Here is a 23,693-nt window from a genome sequence, read left to right as displayed (position 1 = left end):
TTACCCGTGCCCCGGTGACCGCGGTGAGGCGCTCCCCGAACCGCGGCGCCGTGGTTTTCGTGTAACAACCGAGCGCCGGTTCGCGCTGAAACAAATGTGGGGACGGGGATCCGGCGCACAGTTGTCCTTGACTCCGCCTTCTAGCGTGACCCGCACTGGTGAGGAGACCATCGTGAGCAGGTTCACCGAAGAGATGTACGCGACGGCCGAGAGCAGTGGCCGCGGGCTGGTGACGGGTGAGCCCGGCACCCCGCTGCGGCAGTCCTGGGGCGATATCCACCTGATCGCCCGGCGGATGGCCGGTGGCCTGGAGGCCTCCGGCATCGGCCCCGGCGACGCGGTAGGGGTGCTGGCCGGGATGCCAGTGGACATCGCGCCGTCCTGTCAGGCGATCTGGATGCGCGGCGCGTCGGTGACCATGCTGCACCAGCCGACCCCGCGCACCGACCTCGGAGTGTGGGCCCGGGACACCGAGGTGGTCGTGGCGATGATCGAGGCTCACGCGGTGGTCCTCGGTGCGCCGTTCGAGGCCGCGGCGCCGCTGCTCGCCGAGCGCGGCATCCGGGTGGTCACAGTCGACGAGCTGCACGCGGGACGCGACCTCGACCCGGTCGAGACCGGGGAGTCCGACATCGTGGTGCAGCAGCTGACGTCCGGATCGACCGGGTCGCCCAAGGCGGTGCGGCTCACGCACGCGAACCTGCACGCGAACGCCTGCGCGATGATCGAGCGGCTCAAGATCGATCCCGAGCAGGACGTGATGATCAGCTGGCTGCCGCTCTTCCACGACATGGGCATGATCGGTTTCCTCACCCTCCCGATGCTGTTCGGCGCCGACATCGTGAGCACCACACCGCTCGACTTCCTGCGTGCGCCGCTACTGTGGGCGGAGCTGATCGGGAAGTATCGCGGAACCGTCACTGCCGCACCGAATTTCGCCTACTCGGTGCTCGCGCGACGGTTGGCGCAGGCCGAGGACGGGGCCGTCGACCTGTCGACGATGCGTTGCATGATCAACGGCGCCGAGCCGGTCGACCCCGACACGCTGACCGCGGTGGCGGAGGCCGGAGCTCGGTTCGGCCTCGACCCGATGGCGCTCGCGCCGGTCTACGGGATGGCGGAGGTGACCCTGGCGGTCTCGCTACCGGAAACGGGTCTGGGGATGGTGCTGGACCTGGTGGACCCGGACCTGCTCGAGGCGATGCAGCACGCGGTGCCGTCCACCAAGCACAACGCACGCAGGATGGTCACGCTCGGCAAGATGGTGCCCGACCTCGAGGGGCGAGTGGTCGACGAGGAGGGGCGGGTCCTCAGCGCGCGGAACGTCGGGGTCATCGAGGTCCGGGGCAAGGCCGTCACCCCCGGCTACCTGACTGTCGACGGGCCGCGCACCGCGCAGGACGAGGAGGGTTGGCTCGGCACCGGCGACGTCGGGTACTTCACCGAGGACGGGCTGGTGGTCGTGTGCGGCCGCGTCAAGGACGTCATCATCATGGGCGGTCGTAACATCTACCCGACCGACATCGAGCGCGCCGCGAGCTCGGTTCCGGGGGTCCGCCCGGGCAATGCGGTCGCGGTGCGTCTGGATGCCGGACAGAAGCGGGAGTCGTTCGCGGTCGCGGTGGAGACCAACGCGATCGACGACCCCGACGAGGTCAAGCGGATCGAGCACGAAATCGTGCACGCGGTGTTCTCTGAGGTCGGGGTGCGGCCGCGGACGGTCGCGGTGCTCGGGCCGGGCAGTATCCCGAAGACCTCCTCGGGCAAGCTGCGGCGCGGGCACTCGGCGACCCTTGTCGGAGACAACTGAATTGTGTCTGTCGGAGACAACTGAATTGTGTCTGTCGGAGACAACTGAGGTCCGTCGCGCTCGTCATGCGGTGCCGCAGGCATCGACGACAGGAACCTCGGCGGACCACCGGTTGGACGAGCCGTCGAGGGCCTGGATGTGGGAGGTCGTGGTCCCGTCGCAGTCGTCGAGCACGGGAGACTCGTAGCTGAACGCGCCGGCGACGAAGCCCGGAAGCGGCCGTGCCGTGGTGGTGAAGGAAGTGGTTTCACCGTCCGGACGCCGAACGACGAGGTCGACGGGGCTGTTGAGAGTGAAGTGGTCGCCGTTGATCCTGACCCTTGCGACGCCGTCGCCCACCGGGGCGCATACGCCGCCGTCGCAGACGATCGAGTGTCGGTAGGTGGTCAGCCAGAGTGCGGGGTCGCCGATGGGGTCGGCGGCCGTCGCGGCGGGCGCGGCCGCAATCTGGGGCAGCGCGAGGACCACCCCGATCATCAGGGGAGCGCAGAGTTTCATGACGTGTCCGTTCCTCGTGGGTGGTGTCCCAGCCTCGGGTGTCCGGGGGTGGGGCGAGGGAACTTCATCGTCGGGCCCGCCGAGTGGCGGCACACGCGTAGTCGACTACGCGATCAGAGCCCGTGGAGCGCGGCTCGCGTCGAGTCAGTGCAGCTGGTTCTGTGCGGCCTCGAGCCCCACTCGCAGCAGCAGTTCGACGGCGTCGGCGGCCTCCTCGCGCACGAGGTCGAGTTCCTTGCGCTCGACCGACGAGAACGGCTTGAGCACGTAGTCGGCGGGGTCCATCCGCCCGGGTGGACGACCGATCCCGACCCGGGTGCGGAGGTAGTCCTTCGTGCCGAGGGCCTGCGAGATGGACCGGAGGCCGTTGTGGCCGCCCTCGCCGCCGCCCAGCTTGAGCCGCAGCGTCCCGTAGTCGAGGTCCAGTTCGTCGTGCACGACAACCAGATTCGCTGGGTCGACGGAGAAGAACCGGGCCAGCGCCGCGACCGGCTTGCCCGACAGGTTCATGTAGGAGCGCGGCTTCGCGAGGATCACCTGGCGGCCCGCGATGCGCACGGTCACCGCGTCCGCGCCGCTCTTCTTGTGCGCGCTGAAGCGGGCTCGTTCGCGCTCGGCCAGCGTCTCGACGACCATGAAGCCGACGTTGTGCCGGGTGCGCTCGTACTGCGGTCCTGGGTTGCCCAGCCCGACGACGAGGGCGGGTGCTTCGGTTGGCTCGCTCAACGCGATCGGCTCTCTCGGTGGTAGGTGACGTGCCGCGCAGACGGCAGCGGCGCGCCGCCCCGTGTGGGACGGCGCGCCGCTGACGTTAGCGCTGCACTGATGTGTGCGGTGGCGAAGCCTAGGCCTCGGACTCCGCGGCGGCCTCGGTGGCCTCTTCCGCGGGAGCCTCGGCACTCTCGGCGCCGGCACCCTCGGACTCCATGGCCTCGGCGGACGGGGCGGCGACGATGTTGATGATCAGGACCTCCGGGTCACCCTGCAGGGTGGAGCCGGCGGGCAGGGTCAGGGCGCTGGCGTGGATCTGGCTGCCGACCTCGAGGCCCTCGACGGAGACCTCGATCTGCTCGGGGATGTTGAGGGCGTCGGCCTCGAGGGCGACGACGGTGGCGTCCTGGGCGACCATGGTGCCGGAGGCGGCCTCACCGGTGACGACGACGGGCACCTCGACGGTGACCTTCTCGCCCTTCTTGATGACGAGCAGGTCGGCGTGCTCGATGTAGTTGCGGATCGGGTGGACGACGACCGACTTGGTCAGCGCGAGCTGCTCGGTGCCGGCGATGTCCAGGGTCAGCACGGCGTTGGTGCCGTGGGCACGCAGGATCGCGGCGAACTCACGGGCAGGCACGTTGAGGTGCTGCGGGTCGGTGCCGTGGCCGTAGAGCACGGCGGGAACCTGGCCGTCGCGGCGGGCGCGGCGGGCGGCACCCTTGCCGAACTCGGTGCGGACGGCGGCGACGAGGTTGTTGACGTCGGTCGACATGGGAATACAGCTCCTACGGCTCACATCAGATTTACTTCGCTTGGATGCTGTGCTCGACGGGGGCGGACAACGCGCTACGGCCCGGAGCAACTGCTCGAATGGAAACCGTGGCCGCGTCGATCACGGTGAGCCCTGCTTCGCAAACGTGGAAGCGGCTCACCCTCGCCGAGACAACTTGGACAGCCTACCCGAACGGGCGCGACGCGGCTAATCGTCGTGCGGCCGGGCGAGTGCGCGGACCGCCGGGCTGGCGGAGCGCCGGACGAACGCGCAGTCGGCGAGACGTTCCTCGTTACCGAACGTCAGTGACAGCTCGATCGAGTCCGCGAGGTGGTAGGGGCGGCCCTCGATCACCGAGCCGAGCGCGCGCCGAAGGCGCGAGATCTCCGCGCGGACCGCGACCGCATGGTCCGGGTCCCCGTAGATCCCCGAACTCAGTTCCGCGACCGACATACCGCGGCGTCCGCGATGGTGCAGCAGGACCAGGATTTCGGCGTGCCGGGCGGTGACGGGAGACCGCCACGTCGAGTCGGCCCCGGTGACTACGACGACGGGCGGCCCGGACAGGTCCAGTTCCATCAGGATTCGCACGGCCGCGCCCGCGGGCCGGATCAGCCACCCGTCGGCGATCGGTTCGGGCAGGCACAGGCCGAGGCCGGGCACGGTCAGGGCCCGCTCGTTGCGCGGCGCGGCGATTCGTTTGGTGGCGGCGACGCCGGAGGTGTGGGCCACCCAGCCGTGCTCGTCGACGAGCAGCAGCGGCCCGGTCACGGACGCGAGTAGCGGCGCGGCGGTGGTGCGCAGGCGCTCGAGTCGGTGCTCGTGGTGACGCCACATCTGTGCTTCGGCCATGCGGACGGCGGTCTCGACGAGCGCGCTGATCGTGGGGTGCAACGTCAGGGCGGGTCCGCTGACGTCGAGGACACCGAGGAGTTCGCCTGTGCGCGGATCGTGGATCGGCGCGGCGGTGCAGTACCAGGGGTGCTGGGCCTGCTCGAAGTGCTCGGCCGAGAACAGTTGCACCGGAGCGGCTTCCGCGATCGCCGTGCCGATCGCGTTGGTCCCGACCGTGGTCTCCGTCCACTCGGCACCCTCCCGGAATCCGAGGGTGTTCGCGCGGTCGCGCACCTTGGCCGAGCCGGCGCGCCAGAGAATGACTCCGTCGGCGTCGGTGACCACCATCAGCAGCTGCGAAGCCTCGGCGACGCCCGCGATGACCTGTGCGAGATCGTCGATCACTCCCGACAGCGGCGAGCGGGAGCGGCGGCGCTCGACCTCGTCGAACGGCAGCAGCGCACGTGTGTTGGTGCCGTCCGGCGCGAGGCCGGTGCCCAGCACGCGGGCCCACGACCGCTGCACCACCGCGCGGGGGCGCAGTGCCGACCGGCCGCCGCCGATCAGCGCGTCGTGCATCCGGGACAGTTCGCGGGCGTAGCGGGGCAGGTCGGTTCCCGGAGTGACCGCGCTGAAGGTGCCCACGATCCCCACTTCTCCTCGTCGCACTGGTCCGGCGAGCATATGTCGGGAGTGTGTCGCGCGCCACAATCGGTGCAACGTGACGCAACGCTTGTCGCGGCCGAGGCGGGGGAGTGTGCTCTGAGTCACAGCATCCACGGAAAGGCTCAGCGATGACACAGACACTCGATCCGGTTCTCCGGCCGGACACCGCGGCACCACAGCAGCGCGTCGACGCCTGGCTGGCGGCCTTCGAGGCAGCCCTCGCCGCGCGTGACGTCGCGGCCGCGGCGGGCATGTTCGCCGCGGACAGCTTCTGGCGCGACCTCGTTTCGTTCACCTGGAACATCAAGACCGTCGAGGGCCGCGCCGGAGTCGCCGACATGCTGACCGAGCGGCTCGACGACGCGGACCCGTCCGGATTCCGGACCACCGAGACCCCGGAGGACGCCGACGGCGTCGTCAGTGCGTGGATCGTGTTCGAGACGGCGACCGGCCGCGGGGAGGGCCACCTGCGGCTGAAGGACGACGGCGAGGGCGACCGGGCCTGGACCCTGCTGACCACGCTGCAGGAACTCAAGGGTTTCGAGGAAGGAACCGGCACGCGTCGGCCGCGCGGCGCCAAGCACGGCGCGGACAAGAACCGGGTGACCTGGGCGGAGGAACGCGAGATCGAGGACCGCGAACTCGGTCGCACCGTTCAGCCGTACGTCGTCATCGTCGGCGGCGGGCAGGGCGGCATCGCCCTCGGTGCCCGGATGCGTCAGCTCGGGGTCCCCGCTGTCGTGATCGACAGCCACGCGCGGCCCGGCGATCAGTGGCGCGGCCGCTACAAGTCGCTGTGCCTGCACGACCCGGTCTGGTACGACCACCTGCCCTACCTGCCGTTCCCGTCGAACTGGCCGGTGTTCGCGCCGAAGGACAAGATCGGCGACTGGCTCGAGATGTACACCAAGGTCATGGAGGTCCCGTACTGGAGTTCGACCACCTGTACCTCCGCCGCCTACGACGAGGTCCGCGGCGAGTGGACGGTCGAGGTCGACCGGGACGGCGAGGAGCTGACCCTGCGGCCCAAGCACCTGGTGATGGCCACCGGCATGTCCGGCAAGGCGAACGTGCCGACCTTCCCGGGGCAGGAGATCTTCCTCGGCGATCAGCACCACTCCAGCAAGCATCCCGGTCCCGACCAGTACGTCGGCAAGAAGGTCGTGGTGATCGGCGCCAACAACTCCGCGCACGACATCTGCGGTGCCTTGTGGGAGCACGGCATCGACGTGACGATGGTGCAGCGCAGCTCCACGCACATCGTCAAGTCCGATTCGTTGATGGACCTGGGGTTGGGCGACCTCTACTCGGAGCGGGCGTTGGCGGCCGGCGTGACCACGCACAAGGCGGATCTGACGTTCGGGTCGCTGCCGTACCGGATCATGCACGAGTTCCAGATCCCGGTGTACGACGCAATTCGCGAGCGGGACAAGGACTTCTACGAGCGGCTCGAGCAGGCCGGTTTCGAGCACGACTGGGGCGACGACGGCTCCGGGCTGTTCATGAAGTACCTGCGCCGCGGATCGGGCTACTACATCGACGTCGGTGCAGCGGAACTCGTCGCCAACGGCGACATCAAGCTCGCCCACGGCGACGTCCGCGAACTGACCGAACGCAGCGTGATCCTCGAGGACGGCACCGAACTCGACGCCGACGTGGTCGTCTACGCCACCGGCTACGGCTCGATGAACGGCTGGGTCGCGGACCTGATCGGACAGGACGTTGCGGACAAGGTGGGCAAGGTGTGGGGTCTGGGCTCGGACACCACGAAGGACCCGGGACCGTGGGAGGGCGAACAGCGCAACATGTGGAAGCCCACCCAGCAGGAGTCGCTGTGGTTCCACGGCGGGAATCTGCACCAGTCCCGGCACTATTCGCTGTACCTGGCGCTGCAGCTCAAGGCCCGCTACGAGGGGATCGCAACCCCGGTGTACGGGCTGCAGGAAGTGCACCACCTGAGCTGAAGCCGGGACGCGGCGGTGGCAGGCCTACCGTTCTGCCACCGCCGCGACCAGCCTGTCGATGTCCTCGAACGTGTTGAAGTAGTGCGGGGAAGCGCGGACCACACCGTCCAGGTTCCGTTTGCTCATGTCGACGAAGGTCGAACCACGGCCACTGACGGTGACGGTGACGTCCTTGTCCGCCAAGGACTTCCGGACGACGTTCGGGTCCACGCCGTCCACGGTGAACGAGACGATGCCGCTGCGCTGGCCGCCGAGGTCGCGCACGGTGACGCCGGAAAGGGTCGAGAGTTCGGTGCGCGCGTACTCGGCGCGGGCCGAGACCGCCTGCTCGATCTCGTCGATGCCGAGGTCGAGCAGGTAGCGGACAGCGACGCCGAGCCCGAGCCGACTCGCGACGCTGCACTCCCAGAACTCGAACCTCGACGCGTCCGGCGCGAGCCGGTAGCCGGACTCCTCGGCCCACTGGGCGCCGTGCAGGTCCAGTGCCGCCGGTTCCATGGTCCGTGCCAGTTCCGGGCGCAGGTACAGCAGTCCGGTGCCGCGCGGGCCCCGCAGCCACTTGCGGCCGGTCGCGGACAGGGCGTCCACTCCGAGTTCGACGACGTCGAGGGGGACCTGCCCGAGCGACTGGCATGCATCGAGCAGAACAAGTGCGCCGACGCCGTGGGCGAGGTCGACCACCTCGCGGACCGGGTTGAGCAGTCCGCCGTTGGTCGGCGCGTGCACCAGCGAGACCACCCGGACCCGTTCGTCGAGCATCTTGTGCAACGCCTCGAGGTCGAGTTCGCCGGTCGGGGTGGACGGCACCACCTCGACGTGTGCGCCCGCAGTGCGGGCGCGTTGGAGCGCGGCGATCGCGTTGCTCGCATATTCGACCTCGGTGATCAGGATGCGGTCACCCGGCGACAGCGGTACCGCGTAGAAGAAATCCGCCCAGGCGCGTGTCGCGCTCTCGACGAGCGCGATGTCCTCGGGTCGGGCACCGAGCAGTTCGGCGATCGAGGCCTTCACCTCCGCCAGGTCGTCGGCGCGCTCCGCGGCGGCGCGGTAACCGCCGACCTCGGCCTCCCGTCGCAGGTGGGACACCACGGCGTCGACCACCGGGCGCGGCGGTAGCGACGACCCGGCGCTGTCGAGGAACACCTTGTCGAGGCAACCGGGGGTGTCCTCCCGGACTCGTTGCTGGTCGAGCATCGAACCTCCCGGTGGTGGTCGGCATTGACCCTCGACGCTACATCTGGCGGGTGACACGATCAGCGATCTCGGTTTAGTGTCGGTGACGGCATCTACCCTCATCACCCGTACGTCCTGTAGCGGTGCCCGCCCGATGATCGGAGCGCGTGATGGCAGTGACTTTGGCAAGAGAAGTGAGGTCCGCGCGGCTCACCACCAGGGCCGCGGCGGAGGCCTACATCGGCGGCGTCTGCTTCAAACTCGGGCCGCCGCGGCTGATCGGTGCCGAGTTGGAGTGGCTGACCCTGCACTGTCGCGCCGACGATCCGTCCCATCCGCACCGCCCCGACCTGCACGACCTCGCGTCGGTCCTCGCGCCGCACGCCCCGACCAGCATCGCCCCCGATTCGCCCGCCCGCCCGCTCCCGGCCGGAAGCGCCGTGACGCTCGAGCCCGGCGGCCAGATCGAACTCTCCAGCACTCCACTCCCGTCGGTGGAGGAGTTGTGCGCCGCACTCACGGCCGACTCCGAGCAGCTCCGCAGCAGGCTCGCCCGCGCGGACATCGCCATGGTCGACGCCGCCGCGGACCCCGCCCGTCCGGCCGATCGAATCCTGCAGCTGCCTCGCTACCGGGCGATGGAAGAGCGATTCGACCGGATCGGCCCCTACGGCCGACTGATGATGTGCAACACCGCGGCCACGCAGGTCAGCGTGGACGCCGGTGCGGATGCCGTCGAGGTGTCGGAGCGCTGGACGGTCCTGCACGCGGTGGGGCCCGCGCTGCTCGCGGCGTTCGCCTGCTCGCCCCGGCTGTGGGGCATTCCGGACGGCGCCTGGGCGTCGCAGCGGATGCGGGCCTGGTTCGAACTGGACCCCGGGCGCACCGACCCGCCACCGCTGGCCGACCCGATCAGCAGTTACGGGCGGTGGGCCCTGGACGCGCCGATGCTGTGCGTCATCGGTGGCTGCGGCGACTGTCCCGACGACTGGTCCCTGGCCGGCGATGCCACCTTCGCCGACTGGATGGCGGGCGAGCTCGACGAGGTGATCGGCCGTCGTCCGGACCACCGCGACCTCGACTACCACCTGAGCACGCTGTTCCCGCCGGTCCGCGCCGCGGGCCATCTGGAGGTGCGCTACCTCGACGCGCAGCCGGGGGAGTTGTGGCGGGTGCCGATCGCCGCGTTGGATGCGCTGCTCTGCGACCGTGAGACTGTCGCCGAGGCAGCCGCGTTGTCCGCGGGCACGGCTGGTCGCTGGCGCGACGCTGCCGAGTTCGGCCTGGTCGACACCGAATTACGCTGTGCCGCAGTCGGTCTGCTGTCGTTGGCGGCATCGAAGTCACGGTCCTTCTCGGTGGAACTGTCCGCCGCGGCGCAGCGATGTCGTCGCGGCCGCACCCCCGTCCAGGAGGCCGACGCATGAGTACCGACGCGTTGCGCGACGATCTCGCGACCGTGCTGGCCCGGGCCCGCGAGCGCAGCCTCGCACTCACCGAATGCGTCGACGAGGGGGAGTTGATCGCCCAGCACTCGCCGTTGATGAGCCCGCTGGTCTGGGACCTCGCGCACATCGGCAACCAGGAGGAGTTGTGGCTGGTCCGGGACGTCGGTGGCCGTGAGCCGGTGCGCCGCGACATCGACGAGCTGTACGACGCGTTCAAGCACGCCCGCGCCGACCGGCCGGCCCTGCCGTTGCTCGACCCTGCGCAGGCCCGCGGCTACGTGGCGCAGGTCCGTGAGAAGGCCTGGGACGTGCTGGACCGTTCACCGTTGCGCGGCAGGCCGCTCGAACACGACGGGTTCGCGTTCGCGATGATCGCCCAACACGAACAGCAGCACGACGAGACGATGCTCGCCACCCACCAATTGCGCAGCGGTGCACCGGTGCTCGCGGCCGAACCGGTGCCGCCCGCGATCGACACGGCCGTCCCGGACGAGGTGGTGGTGCCGGCCGGCGCGTTCACGATGGGGACCTCCACGGACCCGTGGGCGCTGGACAACGAGCGGCCTGCGCATCGCGTCGAGGTACCGACGTTCGCGCTCGATGCCGCGCCGGTGACGAACGGGCAGTACCTCCAGTTCATCGGCGACGGCGGATACCGGCGACCGGAACTGTGGAGCGAGCGAGGTTGGCGGCACCGGCAGTCGGCCGCGTTGGTGGCCCCGCAGTTCTGGGAGCGGGACACCTCGGGCGACTGGTGGCGGCGCGCATTCGGTGTGCGAGCGCCGGTGGCGCCGGATCGCCCGGTCGTGCACGTCAGCTATTTCGAGGCCGATGCCTACGCCCGGTGGGCGGGCAAACGGCTGCCCACCGAGGCGGAGTGGGAGAAGGCGGCCCGGTGGGATCCGCGGACCGGGACCTCGCACCGATTCCCGTGGGGCGACGAGGAACCCACCGACGAGCACGCGAACCTCGGCCAGCGGCACCTCGAGCCGGCACCGGTCGGCGCCTATCCGGCCGGCCGGTCCCCGCTCGGTGTGCACCAGCTGATCGGCGACGTGTGGGAGTGGACGTCGTCGGATTTCCTGCCGTACCCGGGCTTCTCGGCGTTCCCGTACCGGGAGTACTCGGAGGTGTTCCTCGGCGGCGACTACAAGGTGTTGCGCGGTGGCTCGTTCGGCACCGATCCGGTGGCGTGCCGCGGGACGTTCCGGAACTGGGACCATCCGGTGCGCCGCCAGATCTTCGCCGGGTTCCGTTGCGCACGAGACGTATCCGAATAGATGTGTAGGCATCTCGGGTATCTCGGCCCGTCGCGGACGGTCGCGGATGTGCTGACGGCGGGTGGGGAGCGCAGCCTGCTGACCCAGTCGTGGGCGCCGCGGGAGATGCGTGGCGGTGGCGTGATCAATGCCGACGGCTTCGGCGCCGCGTGGTGGCCGCCGGGTCGCGACCCGGTCGCCTACCGGAACCCCGCGCCGGTCTGGTCCGATCCGGCGGTCGAGGGGGCGCTCGGCGAGGTGGCGGCGCCTGCGGTGGTGGCCGCGGTGCGCTCGGCCACCGTCGGAATGCCGCTGACCCGCGAGGCCTGCGCCCCGTTCACTGATGGCAAGTGGGCGTTCAGCCACAACGGCAGTATCGACGGGTGGCCGGATTCGATTGCGGCGCTCGCGGAGTGGTTGCCGGCGGTGGAGTTGCTGCGAATGCCCGCGCTCACCGATTCGGCTCTGCTGTGGACGATGGTGCGGCGACGGCTCGACACCGAGGAACCGGGTCAGGCGTTGCGCAGTGTGCTCATCGACGTGCTGGAGGCGGCGCCGCTGTCGCGGCTGAACCTGCTGCTGAGTGACGGGACGGGGCTGTGGGCGTCGGCGGTGTACCACTCGCTGTCGGTCCGTGTCGACGAGTCGGTCGCAGTGGTGGCCTCGGAACCGGTGGACGAGGAGGAGGGGTGGCTGGTGGTGCCCGACCGACACCTTCTCGAGGCACGGCCCGGGCATCTGGAGATCACCGAACTGGAGGCAAGTGCATGAACGAACCGACCGTCGAGGTTCACCTGGCGCCGCGGCAACTGCACGAGAATCTGCGGGCCGATGCGCGTCTCGGCCTGACTGCGACTCCGAAGTGGCTGCCGCCCAAGTGGTTCTACGACGCCAAGGGCAGTGAACTCTTCGAGGAGATCACCCGGCTGCCGGAGTACTACCCGACCCGTACCGAGCGGGAGTTGTTGCGGGCCAGTGCCTCGCACATCGCGGAGGCAACGTCAGCGCAGATCCTCGTCGAGCTCGGGTCGGGGTCGTCGGAGAAGACGCGAGTGCTGCTCGGCGCCCTCACCGAGCACGGCACGCTGGAGCGGTATGTGCCGCAGGACGTGTCGGAGGCGGCGCTCGCGTCGGCAGTGCGCCAGGTGGCGGCGGAGTTCCCAGCGTTGACGGTGCACGGGATCGTCAGCGACTTCACCGACACGCTGCACAACCTCCCGCGTGGTGGCCGGCGGATGATCGCGTTCCTCGGCGGCACGCTCGGCAACCTGGTGCAGGAGGAGCGGGCCGAGTTCCTCGCCTCGGTCGCCGAGGTGCTCGAGGAGGGTGAGCAGTTGCTGCTGGGGGTCGGGCTGGTCACGGATCCCGCGGTAGTGGTGCCTGCCTACGACGACGCCGCCGGCGTCACCGCGCGGTTCAACCTGAACGTGTTGTCGGTGCTCAATGACCAGTTGGGGGCGAACTTCGACCTCGACCGGTTCCGGCACGTGGCGCTGTGGGACGAGGTCAGTGAGTGGATCGAAATGCGTGTGGAGGCGGTCGAACCGATGACCGTGCAGGTTCCCGCGTTGGGCCTGGAGGTGGAGTTCGCGGCGGGTGAGCAGATGCGAACAGAGATCTCGGCGAAGTTCCGCGTCGAGGGCATCTGCAAGGAGCTCGCCGCGGCCGGCTTCGGCAGTGATCGGGTGTGGACGGATCCGCTGGACCGGTTCGCGCTGATCCTCGCGGACCGGGCGGGCTGACGGTCGGGCAGCGGCCGGATCCGGCAGCCGGCCCCACTCGATCGAGCGGGGCCGGCCGGTGGAGTCAGGCGGAGGCCGACGCGAGCATCGGTGCGGCGAGGAGGGTCAGGCCGACCAGTGCGCCGGCGCCGCTCATGAGGCCGGTGGCGATGCCGAGGTACGGCTGGATGGTCTTGAGGCCGCCGAGGACGTCGGAAGAACCCATGGGGTGACTCCTAATTGCTTGAGGGTGGGGGAGTGACGCAGGTCTCAGTGCCTGCGCCGAGTAATTCGTATCACAAGCGAAAGGATCCGGTAATCCTGCGTATCAATATATGAGAAATCGCTGATAAGGAATATCAACATTGAGTTACGGACACCGTCCGAATTGCAAGAAATGTCGGAAGTAGATGTCTGTGACCAGCGGTTTGGTCAGATGACCAGGTGTGGCCGGTCCCGTTGTCGAACGAGCGGGACCGGCCACGTGCAACCTGAATCAGGCGGAGGCCGACGCGAGCATCGGTGCGGCGAGGAGGGTCAGGCCGACCAGCGCGCCGGCGCCACTCATGAGCCCGGTGGCGATGCCGAGGTACGGCTGGATGGTCTTGAGGCCGCCGAGAACTTCGGTAGAACCCATGGTGTGTGCTCCTTGTGAGGTGGTGTTGTGACGCACATCTCAGTGCTGGAGACATTGATACGGGAGCGCCGCCGAGGCGAAGTGGCGAGTCTCACTGAACGGGAACGATGTGCGCCCAGTCACAAAACGCGCAAAGCGGACAGGCTGCATGGTGGACATGTGCCCAGGTCAGGCTGCAGTGCTCGCGCGCACTGGCGTGACACCGGGCCGATATCCCGGTTGCGGGTGACCGCCGTGCCACGTCGCCGGTGTGTCGATCGAGCAGTGCCGGGCGAGGCAGGCGTGCGCCCAGGCCGTCAGTGAGGTTGTGGAGGCCTCGGCGCGGAAATCGCTTGAGCGCGTGCTTGATTGCGAGCAGCTCACCAGCAAGGGCCGTCTTGGTGGGCGCAGTACCGTGGCGTTGGCCGCTCATCAGGGGAGGGCTACGGCAAGATGGTCGTTGACGAGAGGGGCGTGCGATGTCCGACGACGAGCTGAGCGACTTCGACCGCGATCAGTTCACCCACGACGGCGCGACCCGGACCGTCTTCCGTCGCGGCACGGGGCCAGCCGTGATCGTGATGGCCGAGGTCCCGGGCATCACGCCGAAGGTCCTCGACTTTGCCCGACGCATCTCCGATATCGGCTGCACTGCGGTGCTCCCGCACCTGTTCGGGCGCCCGGGCCGCGACCCGCACCCGGACGCGCACGGGATCGCGGCCGCGGCCGTCAATGCGGCGTCCACGATTATCCCGATCTGCATCAATCGCGAGTTCACCGTGCTCGCGACCGGGCGCACCTCGCCGGTGATCGGCTGGTTGCGGGCACTGGCCCGGCACGAACACGCGCGCTGCGGCGGCCCCGGGGTCGGCGCGGTGGGAATGTGCTTCACCGGCGGTTTCGCCCTCGCGATGGCCGCAGACGACGTCCTGCTCGCACCGGTGCTCTCGCAGCCGTCGTTGCCGCTCGCCGTCACTGCGGGGCGGCGGGCCACGATCGACATCTCGCCCGAGGACCTCGCACGTGTCAAGGAGCGATGCGCGGGCGGATTGACCGTGCTCGGGCTGCGGTTCGTAGGGGACCGGTTCGTGCCCGCCGAGCGGTTCGAGTTCCTGCGCGAACAGCTCGGTGAAGCGTTCGTCGCCGTCGAACTCGATGGCGCAAGCGCCAATCCGCAGGGGGCGTTGCCACCGCACTCGGTGCTCACCGAGCATCTCGTCGACGAGCCCGGCCAGCCGACGCTCGCCGCCGTCGAGCGGGTGCTCGACCTCATGCGCACGCGGTTGCTGTCGTCGCCGACGTGATTGCGCACCGCTAGCCGGTCACCTCGATCATGTTCACCTTCAGCTTGGGCACGGTGGTGCTGCCGCCGGCCTGGGTCGCCGAGGACCATGGTGTTCTGCTCGTAGTGAATCTGCAGGACGCCCAGGACACCATCCAGGCGGCCGGTGTCTTCTCCTCCCGCAGCAAGGACGCCACCGGGAAGAGTCGCGCCCCCGTGCTTGACCGCAATTGGGTGGTTGTCGGACAGACCCCGCCCGCCGGATCGACCTTCGGCGAGGGCGACGCGGTGCTCTCCGTGGTCAAGCAGGGCGAACCCGACTACTGCTCCTGACTGCGGCGACGGTGCGCTCACTTCCGCGATTAGGGAAGTATCGAATCGCGAAAACGGCGCGCTGAAAGGCTATTCGGCATATACTCGAAACTGTGTTCGAATCCGATGGATCTTCGCAGGCAGGGGTGCTCGACGGCATCCCTGATTGCGAGTGGCCGTCGGCGTTGGTGGACCAGCACGCGGCGATCGCGCGGGCGCAGTTCCGTGAAGTGGACGCGGCAGCCACCGTGTACATCGCGCGGTGCGCGCAGGACGCGCGGCGCGGCCGGAACGAGGCGTTCCAGGGCGAGTTCGCGCACGTGGAGGTCGCGGGGATCCTGCACATCACCGAGGCGGCGGCGCAGAATCTCATCGGGCTCGGCTGCGATCTGCGGTGGAGGCTGCACCGAGTGTCGGCGCTGTTCGCCGCCGGGAAGCTCGATCTGGTTCAGGCGACCGTGATTTCGGATGCACTGGCGAACGTCTCCGAGGATGCGCTCGACGAACTCGAACGGCGGATGGTCGAGGGTGCGGCGCGGTGCACGTCGACGGCGTTGCGGCGTCGGGCAAAGCGGTTGATCGCTCGTCACGATCCGGAGGGTGCGCGGAGTCGGCGGGAGCGCGCGGTCGAGGACCGTGACGTCCGGGTGCGGGCCGCCGACGACGGAATGTGCACGCTCGAGGGGCTGATGCCGGCCGCCGCGGGCCAAGTGGTCGCGATGCGTCTGCGGTCCATGGCATTCGACGTCTGCGCCCACGATCCGCGGACCTTCGCGCAGCGGCGCGCCGATGCGCTGCAAGCCCTCGCCGAAGGCCACGGCCGACTGGAATGCCTGTGCGGACGCCGGGAGTGCACCGCGAACGACGTTCCGAAGTCGTCGGGCGTGAGTGTCCCGCCCATCACTCCCAACGCCGCGGAACCCGGCGGCCAGGATTCCGGGAATGCCGTCGAGCTCGCCGTGAGCGACGGTGACCTGAACTCCTCCGCCACAGTTGCCGCGGAACCCGGCGGCCAGGATTCTGCTAATGGCAGCAGTGACACTGCAAGCCACGGTGTCGCATCAGCCGCAACGGCCGTGGCACTGGGCGTGCCCTCTGCGACGACGTCAACTCCGCCTGCCCTGCCGCCGCTGCCGAAGGCGACGATCATGGTCGGGGTCAACGCGACCACCCTCCTCGGCCTGGATGACCTGCCCGGCTACCTCGCCGGATACGGGCCGATCGATGCGGACTTGGCACGGGAACTTGCCGAGGACGGGACATGGCGGAAGGTGTTGACGCTCAGCGAATCTGACCGCGAAGCGATTCTCGACGCACTGTGCGGAACGGAGGGGAGTGGTCGCGCAGGTTCGGGAGATTCCGGCGTGCCCGATCCCGACCCGGACACCGTGTGGCTCACCGGTCGACGAGTCGACACCGCGGCACACGGCCCGATCCTCGGCATCGGCCGCAGTCTGTCCGCGGCCGGCATCACTCCCGCCGCGGTCCGCGAACGTACCCGGCGCCGCCGCGAAGCACTGACATATCGGCCCTCCGCAAGATTGGTCGAGATAGTCCGCACCAGGGATGGGACGTGCAGGTTTCCGGGATGCACTGCGCGGGCCTCCACCTGCGACATCGACCACACCGTGCACTTCGATCATGCCGATCCGGCAGCGGGCGGGTGGACGGTCGAACAGAACCTGGCCTGCCTGTGCCGTCGGCACCACCGCCTCAAGACGAGCGGCCGATGGAAGGTCAGGCAAGTCGGGGGCGGGCGTCTCGAGTGGACCGATCCGAACGGGATCGTCACCGTCACCGAACCGGCCGGCGCCTTCGCCGACCCCGACGTGGGTCTCCCATTCGGGCCACTCACCGACGACGCAACCATGGAACGACTCTTCGGCCCACACCGCGGCCGCGGCGTCGAAGACGATCTCGTCTACATCCTCGACGCGCTCGCGCCGGACTGGCGCAACCGCGACCGTGATGTCGACCCATCGCCGAAGCCGGTCCTCGTCGTCGACCTCAGCGAACCTGCGCCCTTCTGACCGGCTAGCCGAACGAGGCTCTTATTCCTCCGGGCCATCGGTCAGCCAACCTCGGTTGCGTGGTCACACCGACGGCGATCCTGACCCCTCGGAAGCGATGCGGCTCCTGGATTCCGGTCACGCCGGACAACTGACGAATCCGCCGTGCGACCTACCTGGTCGAGCTCGGAACCGCCGGGGTCGTGGTTGGGGTGGTCGACACCGCCGCGGTCGTCGTGGGGACAACCGCCGCGGTCTGCGTCTCCACCGTCGGGGCCGCGCTCGTCGTCTCCGGGGTCACGCTCGTCGAAGCGTCGACCTCATTTGCCGCCGGCGTGGGTGCAGCCGTGGTCGGCGCAGTCGTTGTCGCGGAAGCGGAAGCCGAGTCGGTCGGTGTCGCCGAATTCGATGTAGACGTGGACGTGGTCGCAGTGCCCGACGTCGTGGCGGCAGCCGAGGTCGGCGTCGGTGTCGCCGTCACCTGATCGACGACAGTCTTGACCGTCGTCGCGTCCGGCTTGACCGTCGTGTCGAGCGGCTGTCCTGCCTGCGCCTGCTGAGCGAGCTGCGTCAGCCAGGCCGCCGCGTACTGCGATGACGTCAGTGGCTTGCCGTCGGCGGTGTTCGCGTCACGCCAGTAGTCGAAGTGATGCCCCTTGGCATCCGGGCCCAGGGTGAGGTTGTACGGGTCACTCATGACCACCGGGATGGTGTTCTGGTTCGTCGCGATGAGCCCCACGATCTCCTTGAACATCTTCTGCGGCAGATAGGCCAGCGGTGACATCTGGTTGGTGGAGATCGACGCGTCCTGCGCGGTGTCCGTCACTGCAGTCGTCTGTCCGGGCTTGTAGGCCGGGTCGGACACCTTCAGCAGCACGTCGAGGAACGTCTCGTTGCCCTGCATCCAGTTCGGCGTCGCCCGAATCTCTTGGAACGCATTGAACGCGATCTGCCCGAGCACCACTGCGACGCCCTGTCCGTTGTCCAGCGTGAGACCGTTCTTCTCGAGTGAGTCGACGTTCAGTTGCCTACCCACGTTGACCGCGAGGTTGAGCAGCGAGATGTTCTGCGGCGCCGAGCAGGTGAGGTCGCCGTCCGAACAGAACGACGCGATCCTGCCGTTCAGGGCGCCGAAGTCGGAACCGCCGGTACCCTGCACCGCGCCCTGTCCGTCGGCCGGGGTGGTACCGGTCTGGTACGCCTGGTTGAAACCGTTCGGGTTGGTGAACGGGTTCGTCGCGCCCGGGAAGGGACCCGTACCGTCCGCGCGGCCGGCGTCGGCGAAGATGACGACACCGGTGACGTTCGCCGGATTGACGATCCCGTACCCGCCCTTGGCGTCGGCGGTCTGATGCCCGACGTCCATCGCGACCCGCCGCGCGACGTCGGCGCCCTCGCTGTAGCCGACGATCGCGAACCGGGTGTTCGGGCACGACTGCTGGATCTGCTGCATCACCGATTCGGCGTTGGCCACGCCCGTGGTGACGGCGCTCTCGTAGCTGTCCATGTTCGCGGGGTACGCGACGTAGACCGACGCGTACGAGTTCGGGTTGACGCTGGCAGCCGGGGCGTTGGCGACCGGATCGAGCCACTTGCTGCTGTAGTCGGTCGACAGCGCGGCCGGGAGCGCATTGCCGTTGGCGTCGACGAGCTTCGGGGTGTCCGCCGAGGGCGTGTCACCGCGCCCGGCGATCGAGACGGTGACCATGTCGTGGCACTCGGTCACTGACGACGTGAGTTCTGTGTCGGCGGTACGGGGCCCGGATGACAGTGCCCATGGCAGCGTGACCAAGGCGGCCACGCCGAGGATTCCGGGCGCGATCAGGCCCGATGCGATGCGATGGCGTGCGAAGAATCCTCGAGGTGTCATGCCCACTCCCAAATTCGACTCTCTGACATGCGCCCTGCCCCGGCGACGCATCACGTCATTCCGTACATCGTCCAGCAAGCGGCGAGCGCTACACATGCAACCGGTTCGACCTGATGTACAGCGTAAGGCCAGCCGATGCTTGTCCTCGAAATCGTCGAACCACCAGCACTGACGATGCTCGACACCGCCGGGAGGTCTACAGCGTCAACTGCATGAAAGTCAGGTCCAGCCACCGCCCGAACTTGACGCCCACCTCCGGCATCACCCCGACCGTCCGGAACCCGAACCGCTCGTGCAGAGCGATGGAGGTGGTGTTCGTCGACTCGATGCTCGCGACCATCACGTGGATGCCGCCGGCGCGGGCCCGTTCGATCAGCGCGGCCATCAGCTGCGAGGCGATGCCCTTGCGGTGATGGTCGACGTGGACGTACACCGAGTTCTCCACGGTGTGCCGGTAGCCGCTCTTGGCCCGCCACACGCCGTAGGTCGCATAGCCGGCCACTCGGTCGACTCCCACCGATGTGTCGACCGCGACCAACACCGGGAACCCGGCCCGCTCGCGGCCGTCCAGCCACGCGCGACGGTCGTCGATGTCGACCGGCTCCTCGTCCCAGATCGCGGTCGTGTTGCGGACCGCCTCGTTGTGGATCTCCAGGATGCCGGGCAGGTCGTCGGCGTGGGCGTCGCGGATCACGATGGTCACCACACCATCGTGACGCACGCCAGCTACCGCTGCGCGCTCTGCCGCGCCTTCTCCAGTGCGCCGAGGGTGCGCATGATCGTCGCCTTCTGCTTCTCGAGATCGCTGCGGCGGGCGCGGGCCGCCAGGCCCGACTGGTCGGCGACCTGAGCGAGCTGAGCGTCGACGGAGCTCATCTGGTCCAGCAGGGCCAGTCCCCGCGCCTGGATCTCGTCGAGGTCGACGGCGTCCGAACTGACCGCCGCCTGCCCGGCCGCCGAACGGGTCGTGCGTGCGGTGGCGGCCGCGCGGGTTGCCGATCCCGTCGCGGTGGACGCGCGCGACGCGACGACGGTCTCGGCGACGACGGCGGCGGCGCGGGGGCGCAACGCCTTACGGACCAATGCCGGGTCGGGCGGGGACGCCAGCTTGGTCTGGTTCAGGGCGGCGCGGGCGTCGCGAGCGGTGACGCGCCACTCGCGCTCCTCCTCGTCGTCGGACTGCAGGGTGCCGCCGAGCGGGCGCAGGCCGTACATGCCGAGGAACCGGCGCGCGCCCTCGATGATCTCTTCGTTCTCACGGCAGGTGCCGCACCGCGGCTCGTTGCGGTACATCTCCACGGCGACGTCGTCGCCGCACCAGACGCAGGCGCCGGGAACCCAACGCCGAGCCGTCTGCATCGTTGTGGTTCCGGCCGGGACATCGAGAGTCTGCGCGTCAATCACGACGCATGACAATAGGGCAGAGCTCGCCGGCACACGACACCGGATCGTTACGTTCCTGCGGTTGAAGTGTCAGACGTGATCAATCTCATGGCCAACTCGGTTCGGTAGTGGCCGTGCGCAGGCAAACTCTTGCCGCGCAAGCGGTTTCCCGGCGGGCAGATCTATCCCGTCGGTCCGCCCACGACGTCGGTCAGCCACTCCGTCAGCGGGCGCAGCGACTCCCACGAAGCGCGCACCTCGGTGAGCGTCCGAGCGCTGTCGAGCCACTGCGGGCAGCCGTAACTGCGCCCCGCCGTCAGCGTGCGGTGACGCAGCAGCTCGAGCCGCGGATGGTCCTCGGCGAACCCGCGCGGACGAGTCTTGAGGCGGTCTCCGCCGATCTCGAATCCCGACTTCTCCAGTGCGCGCGTCAGTCGTACCAACTGCTCGCCGCGCAGGTCGCTGTCGACGGCGGCACGCAGCCGCGCGACCTGGTCGGGCGTGTTCTGGTAGAAGCCGCCGCCGACGAACAGGCCCGACGCGTCGATCTGGACGTAGTACCCGATGCCGGGACCGACCATGACGACGCCGCCCTGATGGGTCTTGTACGGGGTCTTGTCCTTGGAGAACCGGACGTCGCGGTAGGGCCGGAACACCTTGCCCTCGCCGAAGTCCCGTTCCAGCTCGACCAGCAGCCCGACCATGGGCGCACGCACCGACGACTCGTAGACCGCCTTGTGGGCGGTCCAGAATGTCTTGCTGTTGTCCGCCTCCAGGTCCTCGTAGAAGTCCAGGGCGGCGTCGGAGAATCCGGAGAACACAAACAAAAGGCTAGCGCCCGTGAGTCTTTCTGGCCCCTCAGTGGGCCGGAAAGACTCACGGGCGGCGCAGCCGCCTAGGCGCTGCCGTTGAAGAGCGAGGTCACCGAGCCGTTCTCGAAGACCTCCTTGATGGTCCGCGCGAGCAGCGGGGCGATCGACAGGATGGTCAGCGTCGGGAAGCGCTTCTCCTCCGGGATCGGCAGCGTGTTGGTCGTGATGACCTCCTTGGCGCCGCAGGACGCGAGGCGCTCGGCTGCGGGGTCGGAGAACACACCGTGCGTGGTGGCAATGATCACGTCGCCCGCGCCGGCGTCCTTGAGCACCTTCACCGCGCCGGCGATCGTGCCGCCGGTGTCGATCATGTCGTCGATCAGCACGCAGGTGTGGCCGCTCACGTCACCGACGACGCGGTTCGACTTGACCTGGTTCGGCACCAGCGGGTCGCGGGTCTTGTGCACGAATGCCAGCGGCGCGCCGTCGAGGGCGTCGGCCCACTTCTCGGCAACCTTGACGCGACCGGCGTCCGGGGAGACCACGCAGATGTTCTCGGTGCCGTAGTTCTCGCGGACGTACTGGGCGAGCTGACCCTGGGCGTGCATGTGGTCGACTGGGCCGTCGAAGAAGCCCTGGATCTGGTCGGTGTGCAGGTCGACGGTGATGATCCGGTCCGCACCGGCGGTCTTGAGCATGTCCGCGATCAGGCGGGCCGAGATCGGCTCGCGGCCGCGGTGCTTCTTGTCCTGGCGGGCGTACGGGTAGAACGGCAGCACCGCGGTGATGCGCTTGGCGGATCCACGCTTGAGCGCGTCGATCATGATGAGCTGCTCCATGATCCACTGGTTCAGGGGCGCGGGGTGGCTCTGCAGGACGAAGGCGTCCGAGCCGCGCACCGACTCCTCGAATCGCACGAAGATCTCGCCGTTGGCGAAGTCGCGCGCGGTCTGCGGGGTGATCTGAATGTCCAGTTCCTTCGCCACCTGCTCGGCCAGTTCGGGATGCGCGCGACCGGAGAAGAGCATGAGGTTCTTCTGGTTGTCGATCCAATTCGCGGTCACTGCTCTTCGCCGTCCTCGTTGTTCTCGATGTTGTGCTGCTGTGCCATAGCGGCTGCCTCGGCGGCCGCTGTGCCGGGTCGATTGCGCTCGACCCAGCCGTCAATGTTGCGCTGCTTGCCCCCGGAGACGGCGAGCGCCCCGGGCGGGACATCGGACCGCAGCACCGTGCCCGCTCCCGTGTACGCGCCGTCGCCGACCCGGACGGGCGCCACGAACATGGTGTCCGACCCGGTGCGCACGTGCGACCCCACCACGGTACGGGTCTTGTTGACCCCGTCGTAGTTGACGAACACGCTCGACGCCCCGATGTTGCTGTGGTGGCCGATGCTCGCGTCGCCGACATAGGTCAGGTGCGGGACCTTCGAGTGATCGCCGATGTCGGAGTTCTTCACCTCGACGAAGGCGCCGAGCTTGCCCGATTCACCCAAGACCGTGCCCGGGCGCAGGTACGTGAACGGTCCGACGGTCGCGCCCGCACCGATGCGCGCGCGGTCGGCGTGTGTCCGGACGACGGACGCGCCCGCGCCGACGACGACGTCGGTGAGTGTGCTGTTCGGTCCCACCACCGCGTCCTCACCGATCTCGGTGCGGCCGTGCAGTTGCACGCCGGGCTTGATCGTCGCGTCGCGGTCGATGGTCACGTCCACGTCGATCCAGGTGGTCGACGGATCGATCACCGAGACACCCGCGCGCATGTGGGCGTCGAGGATGCGACGGTTCATCTCTCGCGCGAGGTCCGCCAGTTGCACCCGGTCGTTGGCGCCGGCGACCAGCTGCGAGTCCTCGAGGCGCTGTGCCCGGATCTTGCCGCCGAACCGCCGCGCGATCGCGATCACGTCGGTCAGGTACAGCTCGCCCTGGGCGTTGTCCGAGCTCAGTTCCGTCAGTGCGGACCGCAGAGTAGCCGCGTCGAATGCGTACACTCCCGAGTTGACCTCGGTTATCGCGCGCTGCGAGTCGGTGGCGTCGGCCTGCTCGACGATCGCATTGACCTCGCCGTCGGTGGTGCGCAGGATCCGGCCGTACCCGGTCGGGTCGGCGGCCGTGGAGGTGAGGATGGTGACCGCGGCGGCCGGCGCCTGGACGTGCGTGTCGAGCAGGCCGCGCAGGGTCTCGCCGTCGAGGAGCGGCACGTCGGCGGATGTCACGAGGACCGTGCCCGCGAAGTTGTCGGGGAGTGCGCTGAGCCCGCACGCGACCGCGTGGCCGGTGCCGTTCTGCTCGTCCTGCACCGCGGTGGCGATCTTGACTCCGAGTTCGGTGGCGACATCGGCGACGGCTGCACCGACGGCCTCGCGTTCGTGCCCGATCACCGTGACCAGATGGGTCGGATCGAGCGCGGCCGCGGCGTGCAGGGAGTGGGCGAGCATCGTCCGACCCGAGAGGCTGTGCAGCACCTTCGGGGTCTTGGACCGCATTCGTGTCCCCGCGCCCGCGGCGAGGACGATCACGGCGGTCTCGACTGGCATGAAGCTCCTCGAAATCG

22 protein-coding genes are annotated in these 23,693 nt (G+C 68.9%); 9 read left to right on the top strand and 13 right to left on the bottom strand.

Annotated elements, in window-relative coordinates:
• Positions 1 to 172: 172 nt before the first annotated feature.
• Positions 173 to 1,810 (top strand): fatty acyl-AMP ligase, encoded by a 1,638-nt coding sequence (locus tag FK531_RS04750; RefSeq protein WP_142095667.1) that lies wholly within the window; start codon positions 173 to 175, stop codon positions 1,808 to 1,810.
• Between the two features lie 63 nt (positions 1,811 to 1,873).
• Here FK531_RS04750 and FK531_RS04745 read toward each other — a convergent pair whose 3' ends face one another.
• The 4 genes from FK531_RS04745 to FK531_RS04730 all read right to left on the bottom strand — a co-directional run bounded on the left by FK531_RS04745 (position 1,874) and on the right by FK531_RS04730 (position 5,273).
• Positions 1,874 to 2,308 carry a hypothetical protein gene (locus FK531_RS04745; RefSeq protein WP_142095666.1) on the bottom strand — a complete coding sequence of 145 codons (435 nt, stop codon included), beginning with the start codon at positions 2,306 to 2,308 and terminating at the stop codon, positions 1,874 to 1,876.
• Between the two features lie 144 nt (positions 2,309 to 2,452).
• Complete coding sequence (pth, locus tag FK531_RS04740; protein ID WP_142095664.1) at positions 2,453 to 3,034, bottom strand: aminoacyl-tRNA hydrolase; 582 nt, start codon at positions 3,032 to 3,034, stop codon at positions 2,453 to 2,455.
• 118 nt (positions 3,035 to 3,152) lie between these two features.
• Positions 3,153 to 3,794, bottom strand: coding sequence for a 50S ribosomal protein L25/general stress protein Ctc (locus FK531_RS04735; protein WP_142095662.1), 642 nt, complete (start codon positions 3,792 to 3,794; stop codon positions 3,153 to 3,155).
• Positions 3,795 to 4,001: 207 nt separating this feature from the next.
• A complete protein-coding gene (locus tag FK531_RS04730) occupies positions 4,002 to 5,273 on the bottom strand; it encodes a helix-turn-helix domain-containing protein (RefSeq protein WP_142095660.1) in 1,272 nt (423 codons plus the stop codon).
• A 149-nt stretch (positions 5,274 to 5,422) separates the two neighbouring features.
• Between FK531_RS04730 and FK531_RS04725 the strand changes: the two genes are divergently transcribed.
• Positions 5,423 to 7,258: a flavin-containing monooxygenase gene (locus tag FK531_RS04725; RefSeq protein ID WP_142095658.1), complete on the top strand. Its 1,836-nt coding sequence runs from the start codon at positions 5,423 to 5,425 to the stop codon at positions 7,256 to 7,258.
• Between the two features lie 24 nt (positions 7,259 to 7,282).
• On the opposite strand, the gene FK531_RS04720 is transcribed toward FK531_RS04725, so the two are convergent.
• Positions 7,283 to 8,452, bottom strand: a complete 1,170-nt coding sequence (locus tag FK531_RS04720) for an aminotransferase class V-fold PLP-dependent enzyme (RefSeq protein WP_142095656.1) — start codon at positions 8,450 to 8,452, stop codon at positions 7,283 to 7,285.
• Between the two features lie 149 nt (positions 8,453 to 8,601).
• Here FK531_RS04720 and egtA point away from each other — a divergent pair, with 149 nt between their 5' ends.
• From egtA to egtD, 4 genes are read left to right on the top strand one after another with little or no spacing between them, the layout of a single operon-like run.
• A complete protein-coding gene (egtA, locus tag FK531_RS04715; protein ID WP_142095654.1) occupies positions 8,602 to 9,858 on the top strand; it encodes an ergothioneine biosynthesis glutamate--cysteine ligase EgtA in 1,257 nt (418 codons plus the stop codon).
• Positions 9,855 to 11,159 carry an ergothioneine biosynthesis protein EgtB gene (egtB, locus tag FK531_RS04710; protein WP_142095652.1) on the top strand — a complete coding sequence of 435 codons (1,305 nt, stop codon included), beginning with the start codon at positions 9,855 to 9,857 and terminating at the stop codon, positions 11,157 to 11,159. The genes egtA and egtB overlap by 4 nt, the downstream gene beginning before the upstream one ends.
• Entirely contained in the window at positions 11,160 to 11,909 is a 750-nt protein-coding gene (gene egtC, locus FK531_RS04705) for an ergothioneine biosynthesis protein EgtC (protein WP_142095650.1), read from the top strand. It abuts the gene before it with no gap.
• Positions 11,906 to 12,880, top strand: a complete 975-nt coding sequence (gene egtD / locus FK531_RS04700; protein WP_142095648.1) for an L-histidine N(alpha)-methyltransferase — start codon at positions 11,906 to 11,908, stop codon at positions 12,878 to 12,880. Before egtC ends, egtD begins: the two co-directional genes overlap by 4 nt.
• 64 nt (positions 12,881 to 12,944) lie before the next feature.
• On the opposite strand, the gene FK531_RS22255 is transcribed toward egtD, so the two are convergent.
• Positions 12,945 to 13,085 (bottom strand): hypothetical protein, encoded by a 141-nt coding sequence (locus FK531_RS22255; RefSeq protein ID WP_181762823.1) that lies wholly within the window; start codon positions 13,083 to 13,085, stop codon positions 12,945 to 12,947.
• Between the two features lie 270 nt (positions 13,086 to 13,355).
• Positions 13,356 to 13,496, bottom strand: coding sequence for a hypothetical protein (locus FK531_RS22250; protein WP_181762822.1), 141 nt, complete (start codon positions 13,494 to 13,496; stop codon positions 13,356 to 13,358).
• Between the two features lie 458 nt (positions 13,497 to 13,954).
• On the opposite strand from FK531_RS22250, the gene FK531_RS04695 reads away from it, so the two are divergent.
• The 3 genes from FK531_RS04695 (at position 13,955) to FK531_RS22595 (ending at position 17,099) form a co-directional block, all read left to right on the top strand.
• The gene (locus tag FK531_RS04695; RefSeq protein ID WP_142095646.1) at positions 13,955 to 14,779 is read left to right on the top strand and encodes a dienelactone hydrolase family protein; all 825 of its coding nucleotides are present in this window, start codon (positions 13,955 to 13,957) and stop codon (positions 14,777 to 14,779) included.
• Positions 14,780 to 14,808: 29 nt separating this feature from the next.
• Positions 14,809 to 15,090: a calcium-binding protein gene (locus FK531_RS04690; RefSeq protein WP_246097882.1), complete on the top strand. Its 282-nt coding sequence runs from the start codon at positions 14,809 to 14,811 to the stop codon at positions 15,088 to 15,090.
• Between the two features lie 92 nt (positions 15,091 to 15,182).
• Positions 15,183 to 17,099, top strand: coding sequence for an HNH endonuclease signature motif containing protein (locus FK531_RS22595; protein WP_246097880.1), 1,917 nt, complete (start codon positions 15,183 to 15,185; stop codon positions 17,097 to 17,099).
• A 151-nt stretch (positions 17,100 to 17,250) separates the two neighbouring features.
• Here FK531_RS22595 and FK531_RS04680 read toward each other — a convergent pair whose 3' ends face one another.
• The 6 genes from FK531_RS04680 to glmU all read right to left on the bottom strand — a co-directional run bounded on the left by FK531_RS04680 (position 17,251) and on the right by glmU (position 23,676).
• Positions 17,251 to 18,948, bottom strand: a complete 1,698-nt coding sequence (locus tag FK531_RS04680) for a cutinase family protein (protein WP_142095644.1) — start codon at positions 18,946 to 18,948, stop codon at positions 17,251 to 17,253.
• A 196-nt stretch (positions 18,949 to 19,144) separates the two neighbouring features.
• Positions 19,145 to 19,645 carry a GNAT family N-acetyltransferase gene (locus FK531_RS04675; RefSeq protein ID WP_142096639.1) on the bottom strand — a complete coding sequence of 167 codons (501 nt, stop codon included), beginning with the start codon at positions 19,643 to 19,645 and terminating at the stop codon, positions 19,145 to 19,147.
• 29 nt (positions 19,646 to 19,674) lie between these two features.
• The gene (locus tag FK531_RS04670) at positions 19,675 to 20,352 is read right to left on the bottom strand and encodes a hypothetical protein (RefSeq protein WP_142095642.1); all 678 of its coding nucleotides are present in this window, start codon (positions 20,350 to 20,352) and stop codon (positions 19,675 to 19,677) included.
• A gap of 161 nt (positions 20,353 to 20,513) precedes the next feature.
• Complete coding sequence (locus FK531_RS04665) at positions 20,514 to 21,152, bottom strand: DUF2461 domain-containing protein (RefSeq protein ID WP_142095640.1); 639 nt, start codon at positions 21,150 to 21,152, stop codon at positions 20,514 to 20,516.
• 74 nt (positions 21,153 to 21,226) lie between these two features.
• Positions 21,227 to 22,207, bottom strand: coding sequence for a ribose-phosphate diphosphokinase (locus FK531_RS04660; RefSeq protein ID WP_142095638.1), 981 nt, complete (start codon positions 22,205 to 22,207; stop codon positions 21,227 to 21,229).
• Positions 22,204 to 23,676: a bifunctional UDP-N-acetylglucosamine diphosphorylase/glucosamine-1-phosphate N-acetyltransferase GlmU gene (gene glmU, locus FK531_RS04655; RefSeq protein WP_142095636.1), complete on the bottom strand. Its 1,473-nt coding sequence runs from the start codon at positions 23,674 to 23,676 to the stop codon at positions 22,204 to 22,206. The genes FK531_RS04660 and glmU overlap by 4 nt, the downstream gene beginning before the upstream one ends.
• Positions 23,677 to 23,693: the final 17 nt, after the last annotated feature.

It is taken from the genome of Rhodococcus spelaei (assembly GCF_006704125.1).
In the GTDB taxonomy this organism is placed as follows: Bacteria; Actinomycetota; Actinomycetes; order Mycobacteriales; family Mycobacteriaceae; genus Rhodococcus_G; species Rhodococcus_G spelaei.
The sequence above is the reverse complement of the archived record's forward strand: the minus strand, read 5'-3'. Positions and strand labels throughout refer to the sequence as shown.

Bases quoted from the DNA above. Each gene is read 5' to 3' on its own strand.
- FK531_RS04745 (WP_142095666.1), bottom strand. From the start codon at position 2,308: ATGAAACTCTGCGCTCCCCTGATGATCGGGGTGGTCCTCGCGCTGCCC.
- FK531_RS04735 (WP_142095662.1), bottom strand. From the start codon at position 3,794: ATGTCGACCGACGTCAACAACCTCGTCGCCGCCGTCCGCACCGAGTTC.
- FK531_RS04725 (WP_142095658.1), top strand. From the start codon at position 5,423: ATGACACAGACACTCGATCCGGTTCTCCGGCCGGACACCGCGGCACCA.
- FK531_RS04720 (WP_142095656.1), bottom strand. From the start codon at position 8,452: ATGCTCGACCAGCAACGAGTCCGGGAGGACACCCCCGGTTGCCTCGAC.
- egtA (WP_142095654.1), top strand. From the start codon at position 8,602: ATGGCAGTGACTTTGGCAAGAGAAGTGAGGTCCGCGCGGCTCACCACC.
- egtB (WP_142095652.1), top strand. From the start codon at position 9,855: ATGAGTACCGACGCGTTGCGCGACGATCTCGCGACCGTGCTGGCCCGG.
- egtC (WP_142095650.1), top strand. From the start codon at position 11,160: ATGTGTAGGCATCTCGGGTATCTCGGCCCGTCGCGGACGGTCGCGGAT.
- egtD (WP_142095648.1), top strand. From the start codon at position 11,906: ATGAACGAACCGACCGTCGAGGTTCACCTGGCGCCGCGGCAACTGCAC.
- FK531_RS22255 (WP_181762823.1), bottom strand. From the start codon at position 13,085: ATGGGTTCTTCCGACGTCCTCGGCGGCCTCAAGACCATCCAGCCGTAC.
- FK531_RS22250 (WP_181762822.1), bottom strand. From the start codon at position 13,496: ATGGGTTCTACCGAAGTTCTCGGCGGCCTCAAGACCATCCAGCCGTAC.
- FK531_RS04695 (WP_142095646.1), top strand. From the start codon at position 13,955: ATGTCCGACGACGAGCTGAGCGACTTCGACCGCGATCAGTTCACCCAC.
- FK531_RS04690 (WP_246097882.1), top strand. From the start codon at position 14,809: ATGTTCACCTTCAGCTTGGGCACGGTGGTGCTGCCGCCGGCCTGGGTC.
- FK531_RS04680 (WP_142095644.1), bottom strand. From the start codon at position 18,948: ATGACACCTCGAGGATTCTTCGCACGCCATCGCATCGCATCGGGCCTG.
- glmU (WP_142095636.1), bottom strand. From the start codon at position 23,676: ATGCCAGTCGAGACCGCCGTGATCGTCCTCGCCGCGGGCGCGGGGACA.